Below are 21,443 nucleotides of genomic sequence, written 5' to 3'. Positions count from 1 at the left end.
CCTGGCAAGGCGGCGGCAAGCCGCGCCGTGACTGCCGGACGCGCTCTCGGGTGAAGCCGAGGGAATCCTCTTCGAGACGGCCGGGCTGCGGGAAAAACCACCGAACGAGGCGCTGGAAGATGTCATCTTCCAACTTCTACTCCACGCGGCAGCTTCCAGCGCCTCGTCCGAACTGTTTTCCCCCACGGCGCGTCCCGCGTGCGTGGTTCTCCGCGCGTCGGGGCGGATCGCTTTACTGGATTAACTGGGACGACACGCCGCACCGGCGCGATTTTGCCTCGCTCTGCGGCCATGCTAGAAGACGCGCCACAACCGGAGGGCTCCCGGGTGATGTTGCGGATTGAACGGCGCGCCTGAACGGTCCCGCCGTTTCGGATTCTCAGAAACCGCCGCCCATTCCCTGCCCCACCACCCGCCCTTTGTCTCAGGGCCGCAAGCATTGGAAAGATCCCTCTCATGACCGACAAGACCGACATCGTGGACCTCGTCACCGGACATCGCCGCATGCGCCGCAATCGCAAGGCGGACTGGACGCGGCGGATGGTGCGGGAGAACCAGGTGACGGTGGACGACCTGATATGGCCGATCTTCCTCGTGCCCGGCACCAATGTCGTGGAGCCGATCGCCGCCATGCCGGGCGTCATGCGCCTCAGCGTCGACAAGGCGGTGGAGGCGGCGCGCGAGGCGGCCGATCTCGGCATACCCGCGCTCGCCACCTTCCCCAATGTCGAGATGGCGCTGCGCGACGACACCGGCTCCAACAGCCTCGAGGCCAACAATCTGATCAACCTGGCGACGAGGGCCATCAAGGCGGCGGTGCCCGGCATCGGTCTCATCACCGACGTGGCGCTCGATCCCTTCACCAGCCACGGCCATGACGGCATTCTGCGCCAGGGCGAGATCGTCAACGACGAGACCGTGTCCCAGATCGCCCGCGCGGCGGTGATGCAGGCCGATGCCGGCGCGGATATCATCGCGCCCTCCGACATGATGGACGGCCGCATCGGCGTCATCCGCCAGGCGCTCGATGCGGCCGGCCACCAGAATGTCGGCATCATGGCCTATGCCACCAAGTTCGCCTCGGCCTTTTACGGTCCCTACCGCGAAGCCATCGGCACCAGCGGGCTCCTGAAGGGCGACAAGAAGACCTATTACATCGACCCCGCCAACGGCACCGAAGCCCTGCGCGATGCCGCCCTCGACGTGGAGGAAGGCGCCGACATGATGATGGTCAAGCCCGGCCTGCCCTATATCGACATCTGCTGGCGCATGAAGGAGGCCTTCGGGCTGCCGGTCTTTGCCTATCAGGTCTCCGGCGAGTATGCGATGATCAAGGCCGCCGGCGCCAATGGCTGGATCGACGAGGAGCGCGTCATGATGGAAACCCTGCTCGCCTTCAAACGCGCCGGCTGCGACGGCATCCTGAGCTATTTCGCGCTCGACGTGGCCCGATTGCTGGCCCGCAAGGGATAGGCCCCATGACGGACGCGACCGACCCCACCCTGTCCTTTTACGACCGCGAAGCCGAAGCCTATGCCGAATGGTCGGGCCGGGATCGCGACGGCGAGGCTCTGGAGAGCTTCATGGGGCTGCTCGGCAAGGGCGCCCGGGTGCTGGAGCTCGGCTGCGGCGGCGGCCATGACAGCCGTCGGCTCCTCGATCGCGGCTTCGATGTCCTGCCGACGGACGGCGCGCCGGAGATGGCGCGGCAGGCGGAGCGACGCCTCGGACGGCCGGTCCGGGTCATGCGGTTCCTGGAGCTCGACGCGGTCGATGCCTTCGACGGCGTCTGGGCCTGCGCCTGCCTGCTGCATGCGCCGCGGGCCGACCTGGCGCCGATCCTGCAGCGCATTCACCGCGCGCTCAGGCCCGGCGGCGTGCTTTATGCAAGCTTCAAGGAAGGCATCGCGGAAGGCGCGGACAGCCTGGGGCGCCATTTCAACTTCCCCTCGATCGACTGGCTGCGCGCTGCGTTCGAGCAGGTGCCCTGGACCCGTCTCGACATGGATCGCCGATCCTCGAACGGCTATGACGGGGTCGACGTTTCGCTGATCACCGTCTGGGCGCACAAATAGGCTGGGCGCACAGATCGGCTGGCATTCCCATTGCAGAGAGAAACGCTCATTCCCATATTCGGGATATCGAATTGGAGACCGAGATGACCATAAGCCATGATGACGTTCGCTTTCCCAGTACCGACTGGCGCGCCTATCGCGGCGTTCTCAGCCGTCGGGTCATTGCGTTCTGCGTCGATTATCTGTTCGTCGCCCTGCTCTGGATCCCTGCGGCCGTGGTCGTCTTCTTCCTCGGCATCCTGACGCTCGGCTTCGGCTTCCTGCTCTATCCCGCGCTGTTTGCCATCGTCGCCATGCTCTATTTCGGCATCACCGTCGGCGGCCGCTCTCAGGCCTCGCCCGGCATGGCCATGATGGGGCTCGCCATCGCGCGCACCGACGGTCGGCCGATGGATTTCATGACCGCCATCGTCCATCTGGTGATCTTCTGGATCGCCAATGCGTTCCTGACGCCGTTCATCGTGCTGATCGGCCTGTTCACCGATCGCGGCCGCCTGCTGCATGACTTTCTGATCGGCACCGTGACCGTGCGCCGCGACAGCTATCCCCTGCGCTGAAGACCCGCGGCGCTGAGATGGCGCCGACAGCGCTCTTGCGGACACACCGCAGCACATTCCGAGATGTTTTCGACCGGCCGCGTTAACGGCCGGTTGACCTTTTCCATTCTTGAGCCATGCTACTGCATGGTCCCTCAAATCGGAGTCGATTTCAGGATGAGGTTACGCCGCAGGTCTAAAAGTGCTATAGCGAACCGGAGTGCGTCATACAGGACGCGCGGCGCTGTCGCGCGATCCTATGGTCATGAAGTGTGATCGCCGCCCCAGATGAACATGAACACCCACACCGCCCCGTCTCCGCAGTTCTACCTCACGGCACCGGCGGCTTGCCCCTACCTGCCGCATGAGATGGAGCGGAAGGTGTTCACCCATATGGTGGGCGAGCGGGCGCCGGAACTGAACGACCTCCTGACCCAGGGCGGCTTCCGCCGCTCGCAGAACATCGCCTATCGCCCCGCCTGCGAAAGCTGCCGGGCCTGCGTTTCCGTGCGGATCGTCGCCGGCGAGTTCAAGCCGACGCGCTCGATGAAGCGCGTGCTGGCCGAGAACACCGATATCGTCTCCACCGAATATCCGGCCGAGCCGTCGAGCGAGCAATATGCCCTCTTCCGCCGCTATCTCGACCACCGCCACCAGAAGGGCGGCATGTCGGACATGTCGGTGCTCGACTATGCGATGATGGTCGAGGACACCCATGTGAACACCAAGATCATCGAATATCGCCTGCGCGTCGAAGGCGACGGCATTGCCGGACGGGCAAACGGCCCGCTGATCGGCGCCGCCCTGACCGACAAGATGGGCGACGGCCTGTCGATGGTCTATTCCTATTTCGACCCCGCCTTTTCCGACCGCTCCCTCGGCACCTTCATGATCCTCGATCACATCCGCAAGGCCCAGGACCGCGGCCTGCCGCACGTCTATCTCGGCTACTGGGTCAAGGGCTCGCGCAAGATGGACTACAAGACCAAGTTCCTGCCGCAGGAGCACCTGATGGCCCGCGGCTGGGAACGCTATGCCGGGCTGGACGGCGAGGACGCGGCGGGCTAAGGCGCCTCAGCATCCGACGGCGGATCGCCGACGGCCTCTCGTCCTGCTTCTTGTATGTGATCCTGCTTTTTGTTATAACGATTGTTATAACAAGGAGGCCCCATGAACGTCACCATTCGCAAGATCGGAAATTCCGAAGGCGTCATCCTGCCGAAAGACGTGCTGGATCGCATGGGCGTGAAGGCCGGAGACACGCTGACCATCCGCGTGACGAATAACAAACTGGAGCTCACTCCGGAAACGGCGTCCTTTTCGGAGCAGTTGAAAGCGGCTCGGATCGGCATGGAAAAATACAGGAATGCGCTCAGAGAACTGGCCAAGTGACGGACTACAAATGGCTCTCCCGCGAGGGTATCGAGGCCATACACGACGAACAAATCGCCGAACATGGCGGGTTGGCCGGCTTGAAGGATGAAAACGCCCTGGAAGCCGCGCTGGCGCGTCCGCTGCATAAGCACGCCTATGGCGAAGACGATATCTTCGTCCTCGCCGCTGCCTATCTGTATGGCGTTACCCGGAACCACCCCTTTTCGGACGGCAACAAGAGAACGGGCTTCCTGGCTGCCTTTACGTTCCTGTTCATCAATGGACAGCTGTTGAACACCGAGGAAGCCATGGCCGTAGAACTCGTCCTCGGTGTCGCCTCAGGAGATATCGCGGAAGATGGGGCCGCAAGGTTCCTCAAGGATTATTGCGAGACCCTCCCCGCCTGACCGATCAGGTTGGAAGCGCTTCGCCCCCATCACACCCCTCACCCCCCGAACTTCCCGCTCCGCGGAAAGCCCTTGGGAACCACCCGGCCGGCCGTGCCGCGGTCGGCGATCCATTCGGCGAGTTCGGCCGGCGTCTTGGTGAAGCTGCGGCCGGCGCTGTCGCTCCAGGTGAGGCCGTCGGCGAGCGTGAAGCAGCGGATGTCGGACACGCCGCCGTCCTTGTAGCGCTGCAGGCGCACGCCCTTGCCGCGCGTCATTTCCGGGATCTGCGTGAGCGGGAAGACGAGCATCTTGCGGTTTTCGCCGATGATCGCGACCTGGTCGCCCTTCGCGGTCACGACCATCTTGGCCTCGTCCGGCATGGCGACGTTGAGGATCTGCTTGCCCTTGCGGGTATTGGCGACCATCTCGCTCTCGGCGATGACGAAGCCGTTGCCGGCGGCCGAGGCGAGAAGCACCTTGCGGGCGGGATCGTGGACGAAGGCCGTCAGCACGTCCTGATCGTTTTCCATATCCACCATGATGCGCAGCGGCTCGCCATGGCCGCGCCCGCCGGGCAGCTTGTCGCCGCCGAGCGTATAGGCCTTGCCCCCCGTCGTCACGATCAGGATCCGGTCCGTGGTCGAGGCCGGGAAGGCGAATTTCAGCGCATCGCCCTCCTTGAACTGCAGCGTGGCGGTATCGGAAATGTGCCCTTTGAGCGCCCGGATCCAGCCCTTCTGCGAGAGAACGACCGTGATCGGCTCCTTCTCGATCATCGCCTGCTGGATGGCCTCGTCGTCGGTGTCCGGCGCATCGGCAAACAGCGTGCGGCGGCGGCCGAGCGCGGTCGCCTTGGCGAATTTTTTCTTCACCTCGCCGATTTCCCAGGCCACCGTCTGCCACTGCTTTTCGTCGGAGGCGAGCAGCGCGTCGATCTCGGCCTTTTCCGCCGTCAGGCCGGCGAACTCGGTGCGGATCTCGAATTCCTCGAGCTTGCGCAGCGAGCGCAGGCGCATGTTGAGGATCGATTCGGCCTGAAGATCGGTCAGCGTGAAGCGCGTCATCAGAGCCGGCTTCGGCTCGTCCTCCTCGCGGATGATGCGGATCACCTCGTCGAGATTGAGATAGGCGATCAGATAGCCGCCGAGAATTTCCAGCCGCCGCTCGATGGCCGCAAGCCGGAAGCGCGACCGGCGCTGCAGAACCTCGCGGCGGTGCTGCAGCCACTCGGTCAGGATATCGAAGATCGACATGACGCGGGGCACGCGGCCCATGGACAGGACGTTCATGTTCAGCGGAAAGCGGTTTTCGAGATCCGTCAGCCGGAACAGCGATTCCATCATGATGGTGGGATCGACGCTGCGGCTCTTCGGCACCAGCACGACGCGCACGTCCTCGGCCGATTCGTCGCGCACGTCTTCCAGCAGCGGCAGCTTGCGGGCGATCAGCAGTTCGGCGATCTTTTCGATCAGCCGCGATTTCTGCACCTGATAGGGGATTTCCGTGACGACGATCTGCCAGACGCCGCGGCCGAGATCCTCGACCGCCCATTTGGCCCGCACGCGAAAACCGCCGCGTCCGGTCCGGTAGGCCTCGGTGATGCTTGCCGTGTTGTCGATGATGATGCCGCCGGTCGGGAAATCCGGGCCGGGCACCAGTTCCACCAGCTCCTCGATCGACGCGTCCGGCTTGCGGATCAGCAGCAGCGCCGCGTCGCACAGCTCGTGCGCGTTGTGCGGCGGAATGGAGGTGGCCATGCCGACCGCGATGCCGGACGAACCGTTGGCGAGCAGGTTGGGGAAGGCGCCCGGCATGACCACCGGTTCCTCGTCCTCCTCGTTATAGGTGGCGCGGAAATCGACGGCATCCTGGTCGATGCCTTCCAGAAGCAGCGCCGCGACCTCGGTCATGCGGGCTTCGGTATAGCGGTAGGCGGCGGCATTATCGCCGTCGATATTGCCGAAATTGCCCTGCCCGTCGACCAGCGGATAGCGCTGCGAGAAATCCTGGGCGAGCCGCACCAGCGCGTCGTAGACCGACTGGTCGCCATGCGGGTGGAACTTACCGATGACGTCGCCGACGATGCGGGCGCATTTCTTGAAGGCGGTGTTGGGGCGAATGCCCATCTCGCTCATCGCATGGATGATGCGGCGATGCACCGGCTTCAGGCCGTCGCGGACGTCCGGAAGGGCGCGGTGCATGATGGTGGACAGCGCATAGGCAAGGTAGCGCTCTTCCAGCGCCGCCTTGAGATCGACGGGTTGAATGTGATCGTCCCCGCCCGACGGCGGCAAAAGGCTCTGTCCCATGGGTCGTAGCTACCTCAACAAACCGTGAACATCAAGTTGTCTCGCCGGCGCTATCCCCAGCAATCCGCCGATGAGCGGGCGAAGGACCGAATTAAGCCTGCCGCGAAATAATGCGGGGTACCGACCTGACATTTCCCTGACGCCCGCATATATTTCCGCCCCAATCGCCCTGGAGACATCGACCCCGATATCACAGGCTTTGCAAGGACCCAATGATGATGCAGTTTCCACGACTTCGCTTTCTGCTGGCAGGCGTCGCCTTTACCGCCCTCGCCTCTCCCGCCTTCGCGCTCGACGGCACGGATTTCGCTGCCAAGCTGAATGCGGCCTATGCGATCAACGGCGCGACGCTTGCCTATGAAGCGGTCGATGTCAACGACGACAGCGTGGTCCTGAAGGGCGCCAGCATCAAGAGCACGATGGAGAAGGCGGACGAGCTGAAGATCGGCGACCTCACCTTCGATGGCGTCGAGGAACTGTCGGATGGCGGCTACACGGTCGAGACCGTGGCCTTCCCCGATATCGACAGGACGGCCGACGGCGCCCGGCTCACCGCCAAGGACATCTCGATTGCCGGCCTGCGCATTCCCGCCAAGGCGGGAACCGGCGGCATCGACGACCTGCTTTATTACGAATCGGCCGGCACCGGCCCCGTGACGGTGGAGATGGGCGGCAAGACCGTGTTCTCGATCGAAAAGTCAGAAAGCAATCTGAGCCGCCAGGATGGCGACAAGGGCATCGATTTCGACGGCATCGTCAGCGGCGTCAAGGCGGACCTGTCCGAGGTCAAGGACGCCAAGGCGAAGATGGCGATCGACAAGCTCGGCCTGCAGAACCCGACCGGCGAGTTCACCATGGAAGGCAGCTGGGATCTGGCCTCGGGCGTCTTCGACATTCGCGACAACTCGTTCAATGTCGACAATGTCGGCCGCCTGTCGATCGGCCTCAATGTTTCGGGCTACACGCTCCAGCTCCTGAATTCCTTCCAGGAGGCCTTCAAGGCCGCCGAGGCCAATCCGAACAAGGAGGCCGCCAACCAGGCGCTCGGCCTGTCGGCCATGGGCCTCATGCAGCAGCTCAGCTTCACCTCGGCCTCGATCCGCTTCGAGGATGCCTCGATCACCAAGCGCCTGCTCGACTATTTCGGTGCGGAGCAGGGCGTGACCGGCGAGCAGCTGGCGCAGTCGATCAAGGGCCTCGCCCCGATCATGATCGCGCAGCTCAACCTTCCCGACCTGCAGAACGAGCTGACGGCGGCGATCAACACCTACCTCGACGCGCCGAAGAACCTGACGATCACGGCCGAGCCGGAAAAGCCCGTCCCCTTCCCGATGATCATGGGTGCCGGCATGGGCGCGCCGAACACGCTGCCGAGCGTGCTGGGCGTCAAGGTCACCGCCAACGACTAAGGCCATCCTCGGTCATCTGAAACACCAAGCCCGCCGTTCCCCTTGCGAGACGTCTCCTCGCGAGACGACCTCTTGCAAGACGGCCGGCGGGCTTTTTCATGTCCGAAGCCGGATGCCTCCCGAAGCCGCGCGGCGGTCGGGAAGCACCCGCTGCGAGGCCGCGATCAGTGCGAGACGTGCGGCAGCGCCGGTGCGTCCGGCTTGTCGTGCACGGCGAAGCGGTCGAGCATCGTCGCACTTGCGGCGTTGAGGCCGATCACCTCGACAGGCACGCCGGAGCGGCGGAATTTGAGCACCACCTTGTCGAGTGCGCCGACGGCGGTGATGTCCCAGAAATGCGCGGCGGAGACGTCGATCGTCACGCTTGCGGGCGTTTCGGCGAAGTCGAAGGCGGCGATGAAGCTGTCGGCCGAGGCGAAGAACAGCTGTCCCTCGACGCGGTAGATCCGCCCGCTCGCATCGCCTAAGGGCACCACGCGGAAGAGCTTTGCCACCTTGCCGGCGAAGAATACGCCCGACAGCAGCACGCCGACGATGACGCCCTTGGCGAGATCGTGGGTCGCAACCACGGTCACGACCGTCGCCAGCATGACGACGGAAGATGGCAGCGGGTTCGTGCGCAGATCGAGGATCGAGCGCCAGGAGAAGGTGCCGATCGAGACCATGATCATCACCGCGACCAGCGCCGCCATCGGGATGATGCGCACGATATCGTCGAGAACGAGGATGAGGAACAGGAGGAAGGCGCCGGCCACGAAGGTGGAAAGGCGCCCGCGGCCGCCGGAGGAGACGTTGATGACCGACTGGCCGATCATGGCGCAGCCGCCCATGCCGCCGATCAGCGCCGAGGCGATGTTGCCGGCGCCCTGGCCGACGCATTCCTGGCTCTTGTTGCTCGGCGTGTCCGTCATGTCGTCGACGATCTGCGCCGTCAGCAGCGATTCGAGCAGACCGACCGCCGCCAGCGTCACGGAATAGGGAAAGATGATCCGCAGCGTTTCCCAGGTCAGCGGCACGTCCGGCAGGCCGAAGACCGGCAGGCTGGAGGGCAGCTCGCCGAGATCGCCGACGGTGCGCAGGTCGAGCCCGCCGAAGACGGCGACCGCGGTCAGCACCGCGATGGCGACGAGCGGCGACGGGATGGCCTTGGTCACGTAGGGAAAGAGGTAGATGATGCCGAGCCCGATCGCGATCATCCCATAGGTCAGGGCGGGCACGCCGATGAGTTCGGGCAGCTGCGCCATGAAGATGAGGATCGCCAGCGCATTGACGAAGCCGGTGATGACCGAGCGCGACACGAAGCGCATCAGCCGCCCGAGCTTCAGGAAGCCGCCCGCGATCTGCAGGATGCCCATGAGGATGGTGGCGGCAAAGAGATACTGCAGCCCGTGGTCGCGCACGAGGCTGACCATGACGACGGCGGTGGCGGCGGTTGCCGCCGAGATCATGCCGGGTCGGCCGCCGGTGAAGGCGGCGACGCAAGCGATGGCAAAGGAGGCGAACAGCCCCACCTTCGGATCGACGCCGGCGATGACCGAAAAGCCGATGGCCTCGGGAATGAGCGCCAGCGCCACGACGATGCCGGACAGAATGTCGCCGCGAATGTTGGAAAACCATTCGTGACGATAGGTGGACAGTGAGATCATGGAGGGTACGTTTCGCAAACAGGAACGCACCAGCCGGGACGAGGTCCGAAGCGGTTATCAGGGCTGATGCTGTGCGTTGTCCGGCGGATCGGCGGCCGGAAGAGCCACCCGGGGATCACACCCGGGTCCGTTGTGATGGCGTTTCTTAGCCCGCAAAGGCCCGCAACGCAATGCCGAACTCCCCCGCGTCCTTGAAACCGGCGAGGGTGAAGGCTGCGGCAGCGAACGGAGAAGGGCGGCACATGGCCGCCCTTCATCGTCTCAGATCCCGATCCGCCTGACGCGGCTCAATCCTTTTTCGGCTGCGGCACGACGCGGAGGGCGAGTTCGCGCAGCTGCGTCGGGGAGGCTTCGCTGGGGGCGTTCATCAGGAGGTCCTGAGCCTGCTGGTTCATCGGGAACAGCGAGATCTCGCGCAGGTTCTTGGCGCCGACGAGCAGCATGACCACGCGGTCGACGCCGAAGGCGCAGCCGCCATGCGGGGGGGCGCCGTACTGGAAGGCGCGGTACATGCCGCCGAAGCGGTCTTCCACGTCCTGCTTGGACAGGCCGACCAGCTCGAACGCCTTGACCATCAGCTCCGGCGACTGGTTCCGGATGGAGCCCGACGCGATCTCGAAGCCGTTGCAGACGGCGTCGTACTGATAGGCCTTGATCGTCAGCGGATCCTGGGTTTCCAGCGCCTCGAGCCCGCCCTGCGGCATGGAGAAGGGATTGTGGGCGAAGTCGACCTTTTTCTCTTCCTCGCTCCATTCGTAGAAGGGGAAGTCCACGATCCAGCAGAGCTCGAACCGGTCGCGATCGACGAGGTTCAGCTCCTCGCCGGCCCGCGTGCGGGCTTCGCCGGCGAACTTGTAGAACTTGGCGGGATCGCCGGCCACGAAGAAGCAGGCATCGCCCGCCTCGAGACCGAGCTGGACGCGCAGCGCCTCGGTGCGCTCGGGGCCGATGTTCTTGGCCAGCGGGCCGGAGCCTTCGACCGTCTCGCCTTCGGCGCGCCAGAAAATATAGCCGAGGCCCGGCTGGCCGGTGGACTGCGCCCAGGCGTTCATCCGGTCGCAGAAGGCGCGGCTGCCGCCGGTCTTGGCCGGGATCGCCCAGACCTCGACCTTGGGGTTGGAGGCGATCATGTTGGCGAAGACCTTGAAGCCGGAACCGGCGAAATGCTCGGTCACGGCCTGCATCTCGATCGGGTTGCGCAGGTCCGGCTTGTCGGAGCCGTATTTGCGGATCGCGACGTCATAGGGAATGCGCGGCCAGTCCTTCGTGACCGGCTTGCCCTCGGCGAACTTTTCGAACACGCCTGATATGACCGGCGCCATCGTGTCCCAGACGTCTTCCTGCTCGACGAAGCTCATTTCCATGTCGAGCTGGTAGAATTCGCCCGGCAGGCGGTCGGCGCGCGGGTCTTCGTCGCGGAAGCAGGGCGCGATCTGGAAATAGCGGTCGAAGCCGGCGACCATCAGCAGCTGCTTGTACTGCTGCGGTGCCTGCGGCAGCGCGAAGAAGGTGCCGGGATGGATGCGCGACGGCACGAGGAAGTCGCGCGCGCCTTCCGGCGAGGACGCGGTGAGAATCGGCGTCGTGTATTCGGCGAAGCCCTCGGCGTTCATGCGGTTGCGCATGTCGGCGACGATCTGCGTGCGCTTGACGATGTTGCGGTGAAGCGTCTCGCGGCGCAGGTCGAGGAAGCGGTATTTGAGGCGCACGTCCTCGGGATAATCCGGCTCGCCGAAGATCGGCAGCGGCAGTTCCTTGGCGGCGGAGAGCACCTCGATGCCTTCGGCATAGAGCTCGATCTCGCCGGTCGGCATGGTCTTGTTGACCGTCTCGGCGGTGCGGGCCTTGACCCGGCCGTCGATGCAGATGACCCATTCGCCGCGCACGGCTTCCGCCGCCTTGAAAGCCGGGCTGTCGGGATCGACCACGACCTGGGTCAGGCCGTAATGGTCGCGCAGGTCGATGAACAGCACGCCGCCATGGTCGCGGACACGATGCACCCAGCCGGAAAGACGGACGTTCTGGCCGACATCGGTCTGGCGAAGGGCGGCGCAAGTGTGACTGCGGTAACGGTGCATGGGCGTGTCCTGGAACTGGCAAATGCCGCACACGGGAGAACGTTTCCTTGTCCCGGCGGCGTCGAAATCGCGCGGAAAAGCGCATGACGGGTCCGATTTGTCAAGGCGGAGCCTGCCCGGAAGGCCCGATCTTGCACCGCGACCGGACCTGCGACACCCCCCGACGGCTCGCAAAGCAGGCGGGAAAGATGGACGCCGCAATTGCTGAACGGGCCGATCAAGTTTATGGAGGGGTCCTCCTCGCTTCCGGACGAAATCATGCCCGCCCTCACCCGCCGAACGCTCCTCAAAGCCAGTGCCGCAACGGCGGCCTCCTTCGCGCTCGGCGCCGGCCTTGCCGCGCGTCCGGGCACCGCCGCACCTTTGACGCTCGACGCCCGATTCGGTGCCGCAAGGCTTGTCGAAGGCGGCGCGGAGACGCGGGTCATGACCTGGGCGCTCAGCGACGCGCCTTCGGCATCCGGCGACGCGCCTTCGGCATCCGGCGCACCGCCGATCCTGCGGATGAAACAGGGCCAGCCGTTCGCGGCAAAGCTTTTGAACAGCCTCGACGAGCCGACCACCGTGCACTGGCACGGGCTGCGCATTCCCAATGCCATGGACGGCGTGCCGGAGATGACGCAGGCTTACGTCTATCCCGGCGACAGCTTCGACTATGCCTTCACCCCGCCCGATGCCGGCACGTTCTGGTATCATCCCCATTGCAACACGCTGACCCAGATGGGCCACGGCATGACCGGCGTCATCGTCGTGGAAAACCCGTCCGATCCGGTCTTCGATGCCGAGATCGTGCTGAACCTGCGCGACTGGCGGCTCGGCGCCGACGGCGGCTTCATCGCGCCGTTCAAGCCGCGCGATGCGGCCCGTGGCGGCACCTATGGCACGGTGCGTACCGCCAACTGGCAGCGCGCCCCGCAGTTCGAGGCCCCGGCCGGCGGGCTGGTGCGGCTGCGGATCGCGGCGACCGACGTCACGCGCATCTATACGGTCGGCATCGACGCGCCCGCCGCAGTCCTCGCGCTCGATTCGAATGCGCTCACGCTTCCCTCGGTGCTGGAGACGCTCGATCTCGGGCCGGGGCAGCGGGCCGACATCGTGGTGCGGATGCCGGATGGCGAGGGCGCGATCGTCACGCTCGGCAATCTGCGCGGCTCCAATCCCTGGACCATCGCGACGCTGGTCGCGCGCGGTTCCTCGCTGAAACGCGACCTGCGCGAGGCCGGGGCGCTCGCCGCCAATCCGATCGCGCGGCCGGATATCGCGGGCGCCCGGCGCATCCCGCTCGATGTCACGGCCACGGCCGAGCATAAGGCGGGGACAAGTCTCTGCGGCTCGCTCGGCTATACGTTCTGGGCGATCAACAAGGTGCCATGGCCGGGCGACACGCCGGACCCGATCGCGCCGCTGGCGGAGCTGAAGCTCGGGCAGAGCTACGTGTTCCAGATCGCCAACCGCACCCCGCATGCGCATCCGATCCACCTGCACGGGCTGACGTTCCACGTCCTCTCGTCCAACAAGCGCAGCGTGCTGCCGCCGCCGACGGATACGATCCTGCTGCAGCCGGACGAGCAGGCGGAACTCGCGCTCGTCGCCGACAATCCCGGCGACTGGATGCTCCACTGCCACATCATCGAGCACCAGAAAACGGGCATGTCCTCCTATCTCAGGGTCGTCTGAGACGGATCGGGGCCGGTGCGGAATCGCGGCTTTTTCATGTCGCTCGGTTGACATCCCCGCACCAAAAGAGAAGAGAAAGAAAACCCGCCTCCATATCCCCGGAGATCCGATGGACATTATCGATACGACTGCGGCGCTGCAGGCAGCCTGCGACACGCTGGCGACGGCACCTTATCTGACGATCGACACCGAGTTTCTGCGCGAGACGACGTTCTGGCCGCAGCTCTGCCTGATCCAGATGGCCGGCCCCGACATCGCCGTGATCGTCGATCCGCTCGCCAAGGGCCTCGACCTCGCCCCCTTCTTCGCGCTGATGGCCAATCCCGACATCATCAAGGTCTTCCATGCCGCGCGGCAGGACATCGAAATCATCTTCCATCTCGGCGGCCTCATCCCGCACCCGATCTTCGACACGCAGGTCGCGGCGATGGTCTGCGGCTTCGGCGACAGCGTCTCCTACGACCAGCTCGTCAGCCGCATCAAGGGCGAGCATATCGACAAGTCCTCGCGCTTCACCGACTGGAGCCGCCGGCCGCTGACGGACAAGCAGCTCGATTATGCGCTGGCCGACGTCACCCATCTGCGCGACGTCTACCACCACCTGAAGGCCGAGCTGGAGCGCGAAGGCCGCTCGCTGTGGCTGACGGAGGAGATGGCGGTGCTCGAATCGCGCGAGACCTACGACATGCATCCGGACGATGCCTGGCAGCGGCTGAAGATGCGGTTGAAGAAGCCGATCGAGCTTGCCGTGCTGCAGCGGATCGCCGCCTGGCGCGAACGCGAGGCACGGTCCCGCAACGTGCCGCGCGGCCGGGTGCTGAAGGACGACGCCCTCTACGAGATCGCTCAGCAGCAGCCGAAGGACGCCGAGGCCATGTCGCGGCTGCGCACGGTGCCCAAGGGCTGGGAACGCTCCAGCGCCGGCGGCGCCATCATCGAGGCGGTCAACGAGGCGCTGGCTCTGCCCAAGGCCGACATGCCCCGCCTGCCCCGCCAGAACCAGACGAGCGAAGGTGCCGCCGCGGCGATCGAACTGCTCAAGGTCCTTTTGAAACTCGTCGCCGAGAAACAGGGCGTCGCCGCCAAGATCATCGCCAACAGCGAGGACATCGAACGCATCGCGTCCGAAGGCGAGAAGGCCGATGTCGGCGCGCTGAAGGGCTGGCGGCGCGAACTGTTCGGCGAGATCGCGCTGAAGCTGATCAATGGCGCCGTGGCGCTGCGCTTCGTGGACCGCAAGATCGAGACCGTGGAACTCTGATCGCAGCCGCCCGCGCCGGGCAGACCGGCCTTACGAATGCAGCTTTGCGCCCTTGATGATCTTGTCGGCGATCTTCTTGTCGGCATTTAAAGCGAGACCGACGATATTGGCGGTATCCGGTGCGAAATCCGCAAACACCGCCCGGTTGGCGGCGTCGTGCCCGGTCGCAAACATCTCCTCGATATAGAGCGATGTGCGGACCTCGCGTTGCAGCGTGCGGGCGAGAATCGTGCGCAGCAGGTCCGGCCCCGCCGACAGGACGATGACGGGCTGGACGCTCAACGCGTTGTAGACGTTGCCGGTCGCATCGCGGTAGGCTTCGCCGATCAGATCGGGCTTTGCGCCGACGATGCCGCTTGTCAGAAACGCGGTCACGTTCAGCTTCTGCCAGACGGCGAGATCCTCGCGCAACACGATGACGAATTTGGTATCGAACATGACGGCGAACTCCATTCTCGGCTACAGGGCGCCGGATGCGCCCGATGCGTCTCTAGCCGATCGCGCGGGCGACGATCTTGAACGTTCGTGCGGATCGCCGGTGACCGACCGCATCCGGATCGCGGAGGGCACCGGGATCGAGCGCATCGAGGCCGCCTTTCGCGGCAATGCCTTTGCGCCGCACCGGCACGACACCTATGCGCTGGGCCTGACGCTGCACGGCGTCCAGACGTTCCGCTATCGCGGCGAGGTGCGCTACAGCGCGCCGGGCAACATCATCGTGCTGCATCCCGACGAGGTGCATGATGGCGGGGCGGCGACGGAGGACGGGCTGCGCTACCGGATGCTGTATCTGCCGCCGGAACGGCTGATCGATGCGCTCGGCAGCCGGGACCTTCCCTTCGTGGCCTCGCCCGTGTTGTCCGACCCGTCGCTTGCGGCAAGCCTTGCGGATGCGATGCGCGATCTCGATGGCGAACTCGACGACCTCCACTGCGCCGAACTGCTCAGCGCGGTCGCCGACGGCCTGTCGCGGCATGCGCGACGGGGGACCGCCGCGGGCGTGCGGATCGACGCGGCGGCCGTGCGGCGGGCTTGCGACTTTCTCCACGGCGCGCACGACCGGCCGGTCACCTCGGCGGATCTGGAAGCCGTGACCGGGCTCGACCGCTTCGCCCTCGCCCGCCAGTTCCGCGCCTGTCTCGGCACGAGCCCGCATCGCTACCTGATCATGCGCCGGCTGGAGCAGGCGCGCGCGCTCATCCGAAAGGGGCGTCCGCTCGCCGACATCGCGCTTGCGACCGGCTTTGCCGATCAGGCGCATTTCACCCGGCACTTCAAGACGGCGCATGGACTGACGCCCGGCCGCTGGGCCGCCCTGTCGCGGGGGTGAGGCCTCGATCGCCGCGATGGCGAAGTGCGTCCCTACGCTTGCCCTGCGCTTGCCCGGATCGGGGCGTCACGCATCTGTCACCAAACCGTCGCGCCAACATCATCCGGCCCACGTACTCGCTGTCCCGTTGATTTCATGACCGAGGGCACCACGATGCGTTACCTAGCCACCGCGACACTGGCACTCCTGCTGGCCTCCACGGCCCAGATGACGACGGCCCGGGCGGACGACCGTCCATTCCCGGCTAAGCTTGCCGGACAGGCCGTGCTGCCGGCCGACACCATCATCAAGGCGCCGGCCGATGCGCCGGAGCATCTGCAGACCTCCGGCAAGTTCACCACCGCGGATCGCAAGCGCGCCACGGCGCTCGCAACGGTTCCCGGCAAGGACGGCGTTCGGCCGACCGGGCTGTCGCTGCCGTTCGACGGCCAGCCGATGCAGGGCTTTTCCGGCATCAAGTCGGTCGGCGACGGCACGTTCTGGACGCTGTCGGACAACGGCTTCGGCTCCAAGCTCAATTCGAGCGACGCCATGCTGATGCTCCACCATATCCGCATCGACTGGGCCGACGGCACGGTCACGCCGCTCGAAACGGTGTTCCTGTCCGATCCCGACCGGAAGGCCCCTTTTCCGATCGTCCTGGAGGGCGCCGCGAAGCGCTATCTCACCGGTGCCGATTTCGACATCGAATCGATCCAGCCGGTGGCCGACGGATTCGTCATCGGCGAGGAATTCGGCCCCTGGGTGCTGAAATTCACCCGCGACGGACACCTGACCGACGTGGTGCCAACGGTCTCCGAGGCGACGCCGGTGACGTCGCCGGACAATCCGGTCCTGACCGTGCAGGCCGATCCGTCGAAGCCGATGCCCGCCTTCAACCTCAAGCGCTCCGGCGGCTTCGAGGGCCTCGCCCTGTCGCCGGACGGCACGAAGCTCTACGGCCTGCTCGAAGGCCCGATCTGGACCGACAAGGCGACCGTCGAGCAGGCGGACGGCCATCCGGCCCTGCGCATCCTGGAACTCGACGCCGCCAGCAAGGCCTGGACGGGTCGCAGCTGGCTCTATCCGCTCGCCGCCGGCGGCGAGGCGATCGGCGATTTCAACATGCTGGACGACAAGACCGCGCTGGTGATCGAGCGCGACAATGGCGCGGGCACGCCCGACAAGGCCTGCGCCGACCCCAAGGCGCCGAAGCCCGACTGCTTTGCCACCCCGGCCAAGGTGAAGCGCGTCTACAAGATCGAGATGAGCGCGGCGAATGTCGGCAAGGCCGTGCGCAAGATCGGCTATATCGATCTGTTGAACATCGCCGATCCCGACGGCAAGAACCGGCAGGGCGGCACCAAGGGCGTCTACGGCATGCCGTTCGTCACGATCGAGAATGTCGACCGGATCGACGAGACCCATATCATCGTCGGCAACGACAACAACCTGCCCTTCTCGGCCGGTCGCGCGCTCGACAAGGCCGACGACAACGAGTTCGTGCTGCTCGACGTGGCCGAATTCCTCAAGGCCGAATAGGGTCCCCATCGGTCTCGAAAACAAGGGGAGGACGGTGCTGCACCGTCCTCCCCCTTTTTGTCTGAGACGATCCCCTATTCGAACCGGAACGCGATCCGCTTGCCGGTCTGCTTGGCCAGCTGCTGCAGGCGGCCTTCCAGGCGTTCGCCGGCAAATTCGCTATAGGCCGCGGGCACCACGAAATCGAGATCGGTATTTGCAGCGGCGGACGGCTTGATGGTGAGGTTGCGGACGACGCCCGGCATGGAGGCGGAGAAGAGATAGGCGACGCGCAGCAGCGCGCCGAGGATCTTCGCCAGTTCCAACATGCGCGCCGGGGTGATGGCCGACAGCGGGCTGGTGGCGCCAGTGTCGTTGAGGCCGTCGTGCCGGTAGTAGTTGGCGAGCGCGATATAGGCGCGGCCGGCATGGGTGATGCCGGAAAAGGTGGAATGGGCGATGATATTGAGCGCCTGCAGGCCGCGATAATCGGGATGCGCGCGCCAGGAAATGTCGGCGAGCAGGCAGGCGGCCTGCCGGTAGCGGGCCTCTTCCTCGGTCTCCTCGACGCCGAAGGCCGGCAGCACCCGGCCCGTCCACTGTGCCAGCTCGCGGGCATGTTCGGGCGAACGGGCGCGCAGGATCGCGAGTTCGGAGGCGGCGGTGAGCAGCGGATCGGCATTGCGGGCCTGTTCGGACAGCAGCGAGAACAGGTAGCCTTCGCGCACGCCGAGCGCGGAGAACGAGATGCGGGCGGGCTTCAGCAGCGCGATCGTCTCCTGCAGCGCGATCGCGCCATAGGGCAGAAGATTGCGGCGGCTGCGGGAAATCGCGGCGAAGGCCGGGATCTTGATGTCCTTCGGCTCGATGACCTCCGGCAGGAAGCTCATCGCCTCGTCATAGCTCATCTCGTAGCCCTGCATCATGTGCAGCGGATAGTCGCTGAGTTCCATATGCAGCTTGGCGATGGAGCGCCATGTGCCGCCGACGGCGTAGAAATTGCGCCCGGCGCCGCGTTTCAGCACCTCGACGTTCTTCACCGTCTTGCGGACATAGGCACGGGCCCGCTCCAGCGAGCCCCCGGCATGTTCCGACAGGCGGATGCCGCCGAGCGGCAGGGTGATGCCGGTGCCGATGGTGCGGCCGACGACATCGACCAGCTCCAGCGAGCCGCCGCCGAGATCGCCGACGACGCCGTCCGGATCATGATAGCCGCTGACGATGCCGAGCGCGGAGAAATAGGCCTCTTCCTCACCGGAGAGGACGCGGATCTTCTGGCCGAGGATCAGCTCGGCGCGGCGGATGAAATCGGGACCGTTGGAGGCATCGCGGGCCGCCGCCGTCGCCAGCACGAAGCCGGTGGAGGCGCGCGCCTGGGTCGCCAGCGCCTTGAAGCGATGCAGCGCCTTCAGCGCCCGCTCGACGCTTTCGGCATCCATCTGGCCGGTGGCATCGATGCCCTTGCCAAGACCGCACATGACCTTTTCGTTGAAGAGCACGGCCGGCGAACGGTTGAGCCCCTCATAGATCACGAGCCGGATCGAGTTGGAGCCGATATCGACGACGGAAACAGGAGCGATGCCAGGCAAGCGCCCCTGAGCTTCGGATTCTACCATACGGGTCCAGCTTTACTTTCTGCGGTCGCTGTCCCAGCCGGCGATAACCTTGGGCGCACTCGACTTCAGGGCCTCGCCCCGGCCCGACAGGCTGGGATTGGTCATGAAATAGACTTGCGCATTGAACGGCTCGCTGTCCTTGGACACCGAGATCCGTCGCGAGGTGCCGTCCTCGAGAATTTCGTAGCTCTGCTGGTTATCGATGAGATTTGCCAGCATGATCTGCGACAGGACCTGTTCGTGCACGGTCCGGTTGACGAGAGGTACGAGGGTCTCGACACGCCGGTCCAGGTTGCGCGGCATCATGTCCGCCGAGCCGATATACACAAGCGCATGCTCGGAGGGAAGAGCGTGGCCGTTGCCGAAACAGAAGATGCGGCTGTGCTCCAGAAACCGTCCGACGATCGACTTGACGCGGATATTGTCCGACAGGCCGGGCACCTGCGGACGCAGGCAGCAGATGCCGCGCACGATCAGCTCGACCTCGACGCCGGCGCGGCTTGCCCGGTAGAGCGCATCGATGATCTCGGGATCGACCAGCGAATTCATCTTCATCCAGATCGACGCCGGGCGACCGGCACCGGCATGGACGATCTCCTCCTCGATATGCTGGAGGATGCGCGGACGCAGCGTGTGCGGCGAGATCGCCAGCTTCATGCCGGCCTCGGGCTCGCCATAGCCGGTGATGAAGTTGAAGATGTTCGCCATGTCGTGGCCGATCACGGGCGAGCAGGTGAAGAAGGACAGGTCGGTATAGATCTTGGCGGTGACGGGGTGGTAGTTGCCGGTGCCGAGGTGGCAATAGGTGCGCAGCTTGCCCTCCTCGCGCCGCACGACCATCGACATCTTGGCATGGGTCTTCAGCTCGATGAAGCCGAAGACGACCTGCACGCCGGCGCGCTCAAGGTCCCGCGCCCAGCGGATGTTGGCCTCCTCGTCGAAGCGGGCCTTGAGCTCGACCAGCGCCGTCACCGACTTGCCGGCGTCGGCCGCGTCGATCAGCGCACGCACGATCGGGCTGTCGTTGGAGGTGCGGTAGAGCGTCTGCTTTATCGCAAGGACGTCAGGATCGCGCGCAGCCTGATGGAGGAACTGGACAACGACGTCGAAGCTCTCATAGGGGTGGTGAACCACCATGTCTTTTTCGCGGATGGCGGCGAAGCAGTCTCCCATGTGCTCTCGGACTCGCTCGGGAAATCGCGCATTGTAGGGCGCGAAGCGCAGGTCCTCGCGCGGCGCCTTGGTGATTTCCGACAGCGTGTTCAGCGCCAGCAGGCCGGGCAGAACGGCCACGCGGTTTTCCGGCACGGCAAGTTCCGAGATGACGAAGCGGCGCAGCTCCAGCGGCATTTCCGAATCGATTTCGATGCGGATGACCGAGCCGCGACGGCGGCGCTTCAGCGCGGTCTCGAAGAAGCGCACCAGATCTTCCGCCTCTTCCTCGACCTCGATATCGCTGTCGCGGATGATGCGGAACGTGCCGGCGCCCTTGACGTCGTAGCCGGGGAACAGACGGCTGATGAACATGCCCACCACGTCTTCCAGCGTGATGTAGCGAATGGTCGAATGCACGTCCGGCAGGCGCACGAAACGATCGAGCGCCACGGGCAGGCGCAAAAGCGCCGTCATCGGCTCGCGGCCGGAGCGGCTGACGAGCTGCAGGCCCATGGTGAAGCCGAGATTGGGAATGAAGGGGAACGGATGCGCCGGATCGATGGAGAGCGGGGTGAGGACCGGGAACATCGACTGGTCGAAGGTCGTCTCCAGCCAGGCCCGGTCGTCGGCCGATAGCGAGACCGGCCGCACGATGAGGATGTCCTCCTTGGCGAGATACTGCTGCAGCACGGCGAGCGAGGCCTGCTGCTCCATCTGCAGCGTGTTGATCTCTTTCAGGATGTCGCCCAGCTGTTCGGCCGGCGTCTTGCCGTCCGGACTGCGCACGACGACGCTCTGGCGCACCTGCGCCTCGAGACCGGCGACGCGGACCATGAAGAACTCGTCGAGGTTGGCGGCCGAAATCGACAGGAAGCGGACGCGTTCGAGCAGCGGATGGGCGGTGTTGAGGGTTTCCTCCAGCACGCGGCGATTGAACTGCAGCCAGGAGAATTCGCGGTTGATGAAGCGTTCCGGGCTGTTCAGGAGGTCGATGCCGTCCTCGACGCCGTCCTTCGCCGTCGCGCTTTTCGAGGCGCCCGCTTTTTCGGCCGAAGTTTTGTCGGCATGCGCTTTGGCGGTCTTGTCGT

Annotated in this window: 16 protein-coding genes, 1 pseudogene and 1 other annotated feature; of the genes and pseudogenes, 11 read left to right on the top strand and 6 right to left on the bottom strand. The window is 65.2% G+C overall.

The features are described 5' to 3' along the window. Window positions 1-456 precede the first annotated feature (456 nt). From hemB to ASG39_RS10435, 6 genes are all read left to right on the top strand, one after another. Entirely contained in the window at window positions 457-1,473 is a 1,017-nt protein-coding gene (hemB, locus tag ASG39_RS10460; protein WP_062594897.1) for a porphobilinogen synthase, read from the top strand. A 5-nt stretch (window positions 1,474-1,478) separates the two neighbouring features. After that, window positions 1,479-2,075: a class I SAM-dependent methyltransferase gene (locus ASG39_RS10455; RefSeq protein WP_062594896.1), complete on the top strand. Its 597-nt coding sequence runs from the start codon at window positions 1,479-1,481 to the stop codon at window positions 2,073-2,075. A gap of 83 nt (window positions 2,076-2,158) precedes the next feature. Continuing rightward, entirely contained in the window at window positions 2,159-2,632 is a 474-nt protein-coding gene (locus tag ASG39_RS10450) for an RDD family protein (protein WP_062594895.1), read from the top strand. 273 nt (window positions 2,633-2,905) lie between these two features. Further along, entirely contained in the window at window positions 2,906-3,679 is a 774-nt protein-coding gene (locus ASG39_RS10445; protein ID WP_062594972.1) for an arginyltransferase, read from the top strand. A gap of 102 nt (window positions 3,680-3,781) precedes the next feature. Continuing rightward, window positions 3,782-4,003, top strand: coding sequence for an AbrB/MazE/SpoVT family DNA-binding domain-containing protein (locus ASG39_RS10440; protein WP_062594894.1), 222 nt, complete (start codon window positions 3,782-3,784; stop codon window positions 4,001-4,003). After that, complete coding sequence (locus ASG39_RS10435) at window positions 4,000-4,392, top strand: type II toxin-antitoxin system death-on-curing family toxin (protein ID WP_062594893.1); 393 nt, start codon at window positions 4,000-4,002, stop codon at window positions 4,390-4,392. Before ASG39_RS10440 ends, ASG39_RS10435 begins: the two co-directional genes overlap by 4 nt. Window positions 4,393-4,430: 38 nt before the next feature. Here ASG39_RS10435 and parC read toward each other — a convergent pair whose 3' ends face one another. After that, entirely contained in the window at window positions 4,431-6,683 is a 2,253-nt protein-coding gene (parC, locus tag ASG39_RS10430; protein WP_062594892.1) for a DNA topoisomerase IV subunit A, read from the bottom strand. Window positions 6,684-6,898: 215 nt separating this feature from the next. Here parC and ASG39_RS10425 point away from each other — a divergent pair, with 215 nt between their 5' ends. Beyond that, window positions 6,899-8,092, top strand: a complete 1,194-nt coding sequence (locus tag ASG39_RS10425) for a hypothetical protein (protein ID WP_062594891.1) — start codon at window positions 6,899-6,901, stop codon at window positions 8,090-8,092. Between the two features lie 164 nt (window positions 8,093-8,256). On the opposite strand, the gene ASG39_RS10420 is transcribed toward ASG39_RS10425, so the two are convergent. After that, window positions 8,257-9,738, bottom strand: a complete 1,482-nt coding sequence (locus ASG39_RS10420; RefSeq protein WP_062594890.1) for a SulP family inorganic anion transporter — start codon at window positions 9,736-9,738, stop codon at window positions 8,257-8,259. A gap of 74 nt (window positions 9,739-9,812) precedes the next feature. Further along, window positions 9,813-9,870 (bottom strand) — a sequence feature (sul1 is cis-regulatory element that is thought to sense ions involved in sulfur or methionine metabolism; They are found in Alphaproteobacteria). 155 nt (window positions 9,871-10,025) lie between these two features. Further along, on the bottom strand, window positions 10,026-11,816 hold the full coding sequence (gene aspS / locus ASG39_RS10415; RefSeq protein ID WP_062594889.1) for an aspartate--tRNA ligase: 1,791 nt from the start codon (window positions 11,814-11,816) through the stop codon (window positions 10,026-10,028). Between the two features lie 258 nt (window positions 11,817-12,074). Between aspS and ASG39_RS10410 the strand changes: the two genes are divergently transcribed. Further along, the gene (locus tag ASG39_RS10410) at window positions 12,075-13,493 is read left to right on the top strand and encodes a multicopper oxidase family protein (RefSeq protein WP_062594971.1); all 1,419 of its coding nucleotides are present in this window, start codon (window positions 12,075-12,077) and stop codon (window positions 13,491-13,493) included. A 115-nt stretch (window positions 13,494-13,608) separates the two neighbouring features. Next, window positions 13,609-14,754, top strand: a complete 1,146-nt coding sequence (gene rnd / locus ASG39_RS10405) for a ribonuclease D (RefSeq protein ID WP_062594970.1) — start codon at window positions 13,609-13,611, stop codon at window positions 14,752-14,754. A 30-nt stretch (window positions 14,755-14,784) separates the two neighbouring features. On the opposite strand, the gene ASG39_RS10400 is transcribed toward rnd, so the two are convergent. Further along, window positions 14,785-15,192, bottom strand: a complete 408-nt coding sequence (locus ASG39_RS10400; RefSeq protein ID WP_062594969.1) for a DUF2000 family protein — start codon at window positions 15,190-15,192, stop codon at window positions 14,785-14,787. On the opposite strand from ASG39_RS10400, the gene ASG39_RS10395 reads away from it, so the two are divergent. Together ASG39_RS10395 and ASG39_RS10390 are read left to right on the top strand one after the other, a co-directional pair. Next, window positions 15,191-16,084: an AraC family transcriptional regulator gene (locus ASG39_RS10395; protein ID WP_244481202.1), complete on the top strand. Its 894-nt coding sequence runs from the start codon at window positions 15,191-15,193 to the stop codon at window positions 16,082-16,084. The genes ASG39_RS10400 and ASG39_RS10395 overlap by 2 nt on opposite strands. Window positions 16,085-16,291: 207 nt before the next feature. After that, entirely contained in the window at window positions 16,292-17,605 is a 1,314-nt protein-coding gene (locus ASG39_RS10390; protein ID WP_244481208.1) for an esterase-like activity of phytase family protein, read from the top strand. Window positions 17,606-17,679: 74 nt separating this feature from the next. Here the strand turns inward: ASG39_RS10390 and ppx are convergent, their stop codons facing one another. After that, complete coding sequence (gene ppx, locus ASG39_RS10385) at window positions 17,680-19,200, bottom strand: exopolyphosphatase (protein ID WP_062594888.1); 1,521 nt, start codon at window positions 19,198-19,200, stop codon at window positions 17,680-17,682. A gap of 12 nt (window positions 19,201-19,212) precedes the next feature. Then, a pseudogene (locus tag ASG39_RS10380) lies at window positions 19,213-21,372 on the bottom strand (RNA degradosome polyphosphate kinase); the annotation flags it as partial. Window positions 21,373-21,443 lie beyond the last annotated feature (71 nt).

Origin of the sequence: Rhizobium sp. Leaf371, assembly GCF_001424045.1 — a bacterium.
In the GTDB taxonomy this organism is placed as follows: Bacteria; Pseudomonadota; Alphaproteobacteria; order Rhizobiales; family Rhizobiaceae; genus Ferranicluibacter.
The sequence above is the reverse complement of the archived record's forward strand: the minus strand, read 5'-3'. Positions and strand labels throughout refer to the sequence as shown.

Coding starts and splice junctions, on each gene's coding strand:
- ASG39_RS10455 (WP_062594896.1), top strand. CDS start 1,479: ATGACGGACGCGACCGACCCCACCCTGTCCTTTTACGACCGCGAAGCC.
- ASG39_RS10400 (WP_062594969.1), bottom strand. CDS start 15,192: ATGTTCGATACCAAATTCGTCATCGTGTTGCGCGAGGATCTCGCCGTC.
- ASG39_RS10445 (WP_062594972.1), top strand. CDS start 2,906: ATGAACACCCACACCGCCCCGTCTCCGCAGTTCTACCTCACGGCACCG.
- ASG39_RS10410 (WP_062594971.1), top strand. CDS start 12,075: ATGCCCGCCCTCACCCGCCGAACGCTCCTCAAAGCCAGTGCCGCAACG.
- parC (WP_062594892.1), bottom strand. CDS start 6,683: ATGGGACAGAGCCTTTTGCCGCCGTCGGGCGGGGACGATCACATTCAA.
- ASG39_RS10440 (WP_062594894.1), top strand. CDS start 3,782: ATGAACGTCACCATTCGCAAGATCGGAAATTCCGAAGGCGTCATCCTG.
- aspS (WP_062594889.1), bottom strand. CDS start 11,816: ATGCACCGTTACCGCAGTCACACTTGCGCCGCCCTTCGCCAGACCGAT.
- ASG39_RS10425 (WP_062594891.1), top strand. CDS start 6,899: ATGATGCAGTTTCCACGACTTCGCTTTCTGCTGGCAGGCGTCGCCTTT.
- ASG39_RS10420 (WP_062594890.1), bottom strand. CDS start 9,738: ATGATCTCACTGTCCACCTATCGTCACGAATGGTTTTCCAACATTCGC.
- ASG39_RS10395 (WP_244481202.1), top strand. CDS start 15,191: ATGACGGCGAACTCCATTCTCGGCTACAGGGCGCCGGATGCGCCCGAT.
- ASG39_RS10450 (WP_062594895.1), top strand. CDS start 2,159: ATGACCATAAGCCATGATGACGTTCGCTTTCCCAGTACCGACTGGCGC.
- hemB (WP_062594897.1), top strand. CDS start 457: ATGACCGACAAGACCGACATCGTGGACCTCGTCACCGGACATCGCCGC.
- ppx (WP_062594888.1), bottom strand. CDS start 19,200: ATGGTAGAATCCGAAGCTCAGGGGCGCTTGCCTGGCATCGCTCCTGTT.
- ASG39_RS10390 (WP_244481208.1), top strand. CDS start 16,292: ATGACGACGGCCCGGGCGGACGACCGTCCATTCCCGGCTAAGCTTGCC.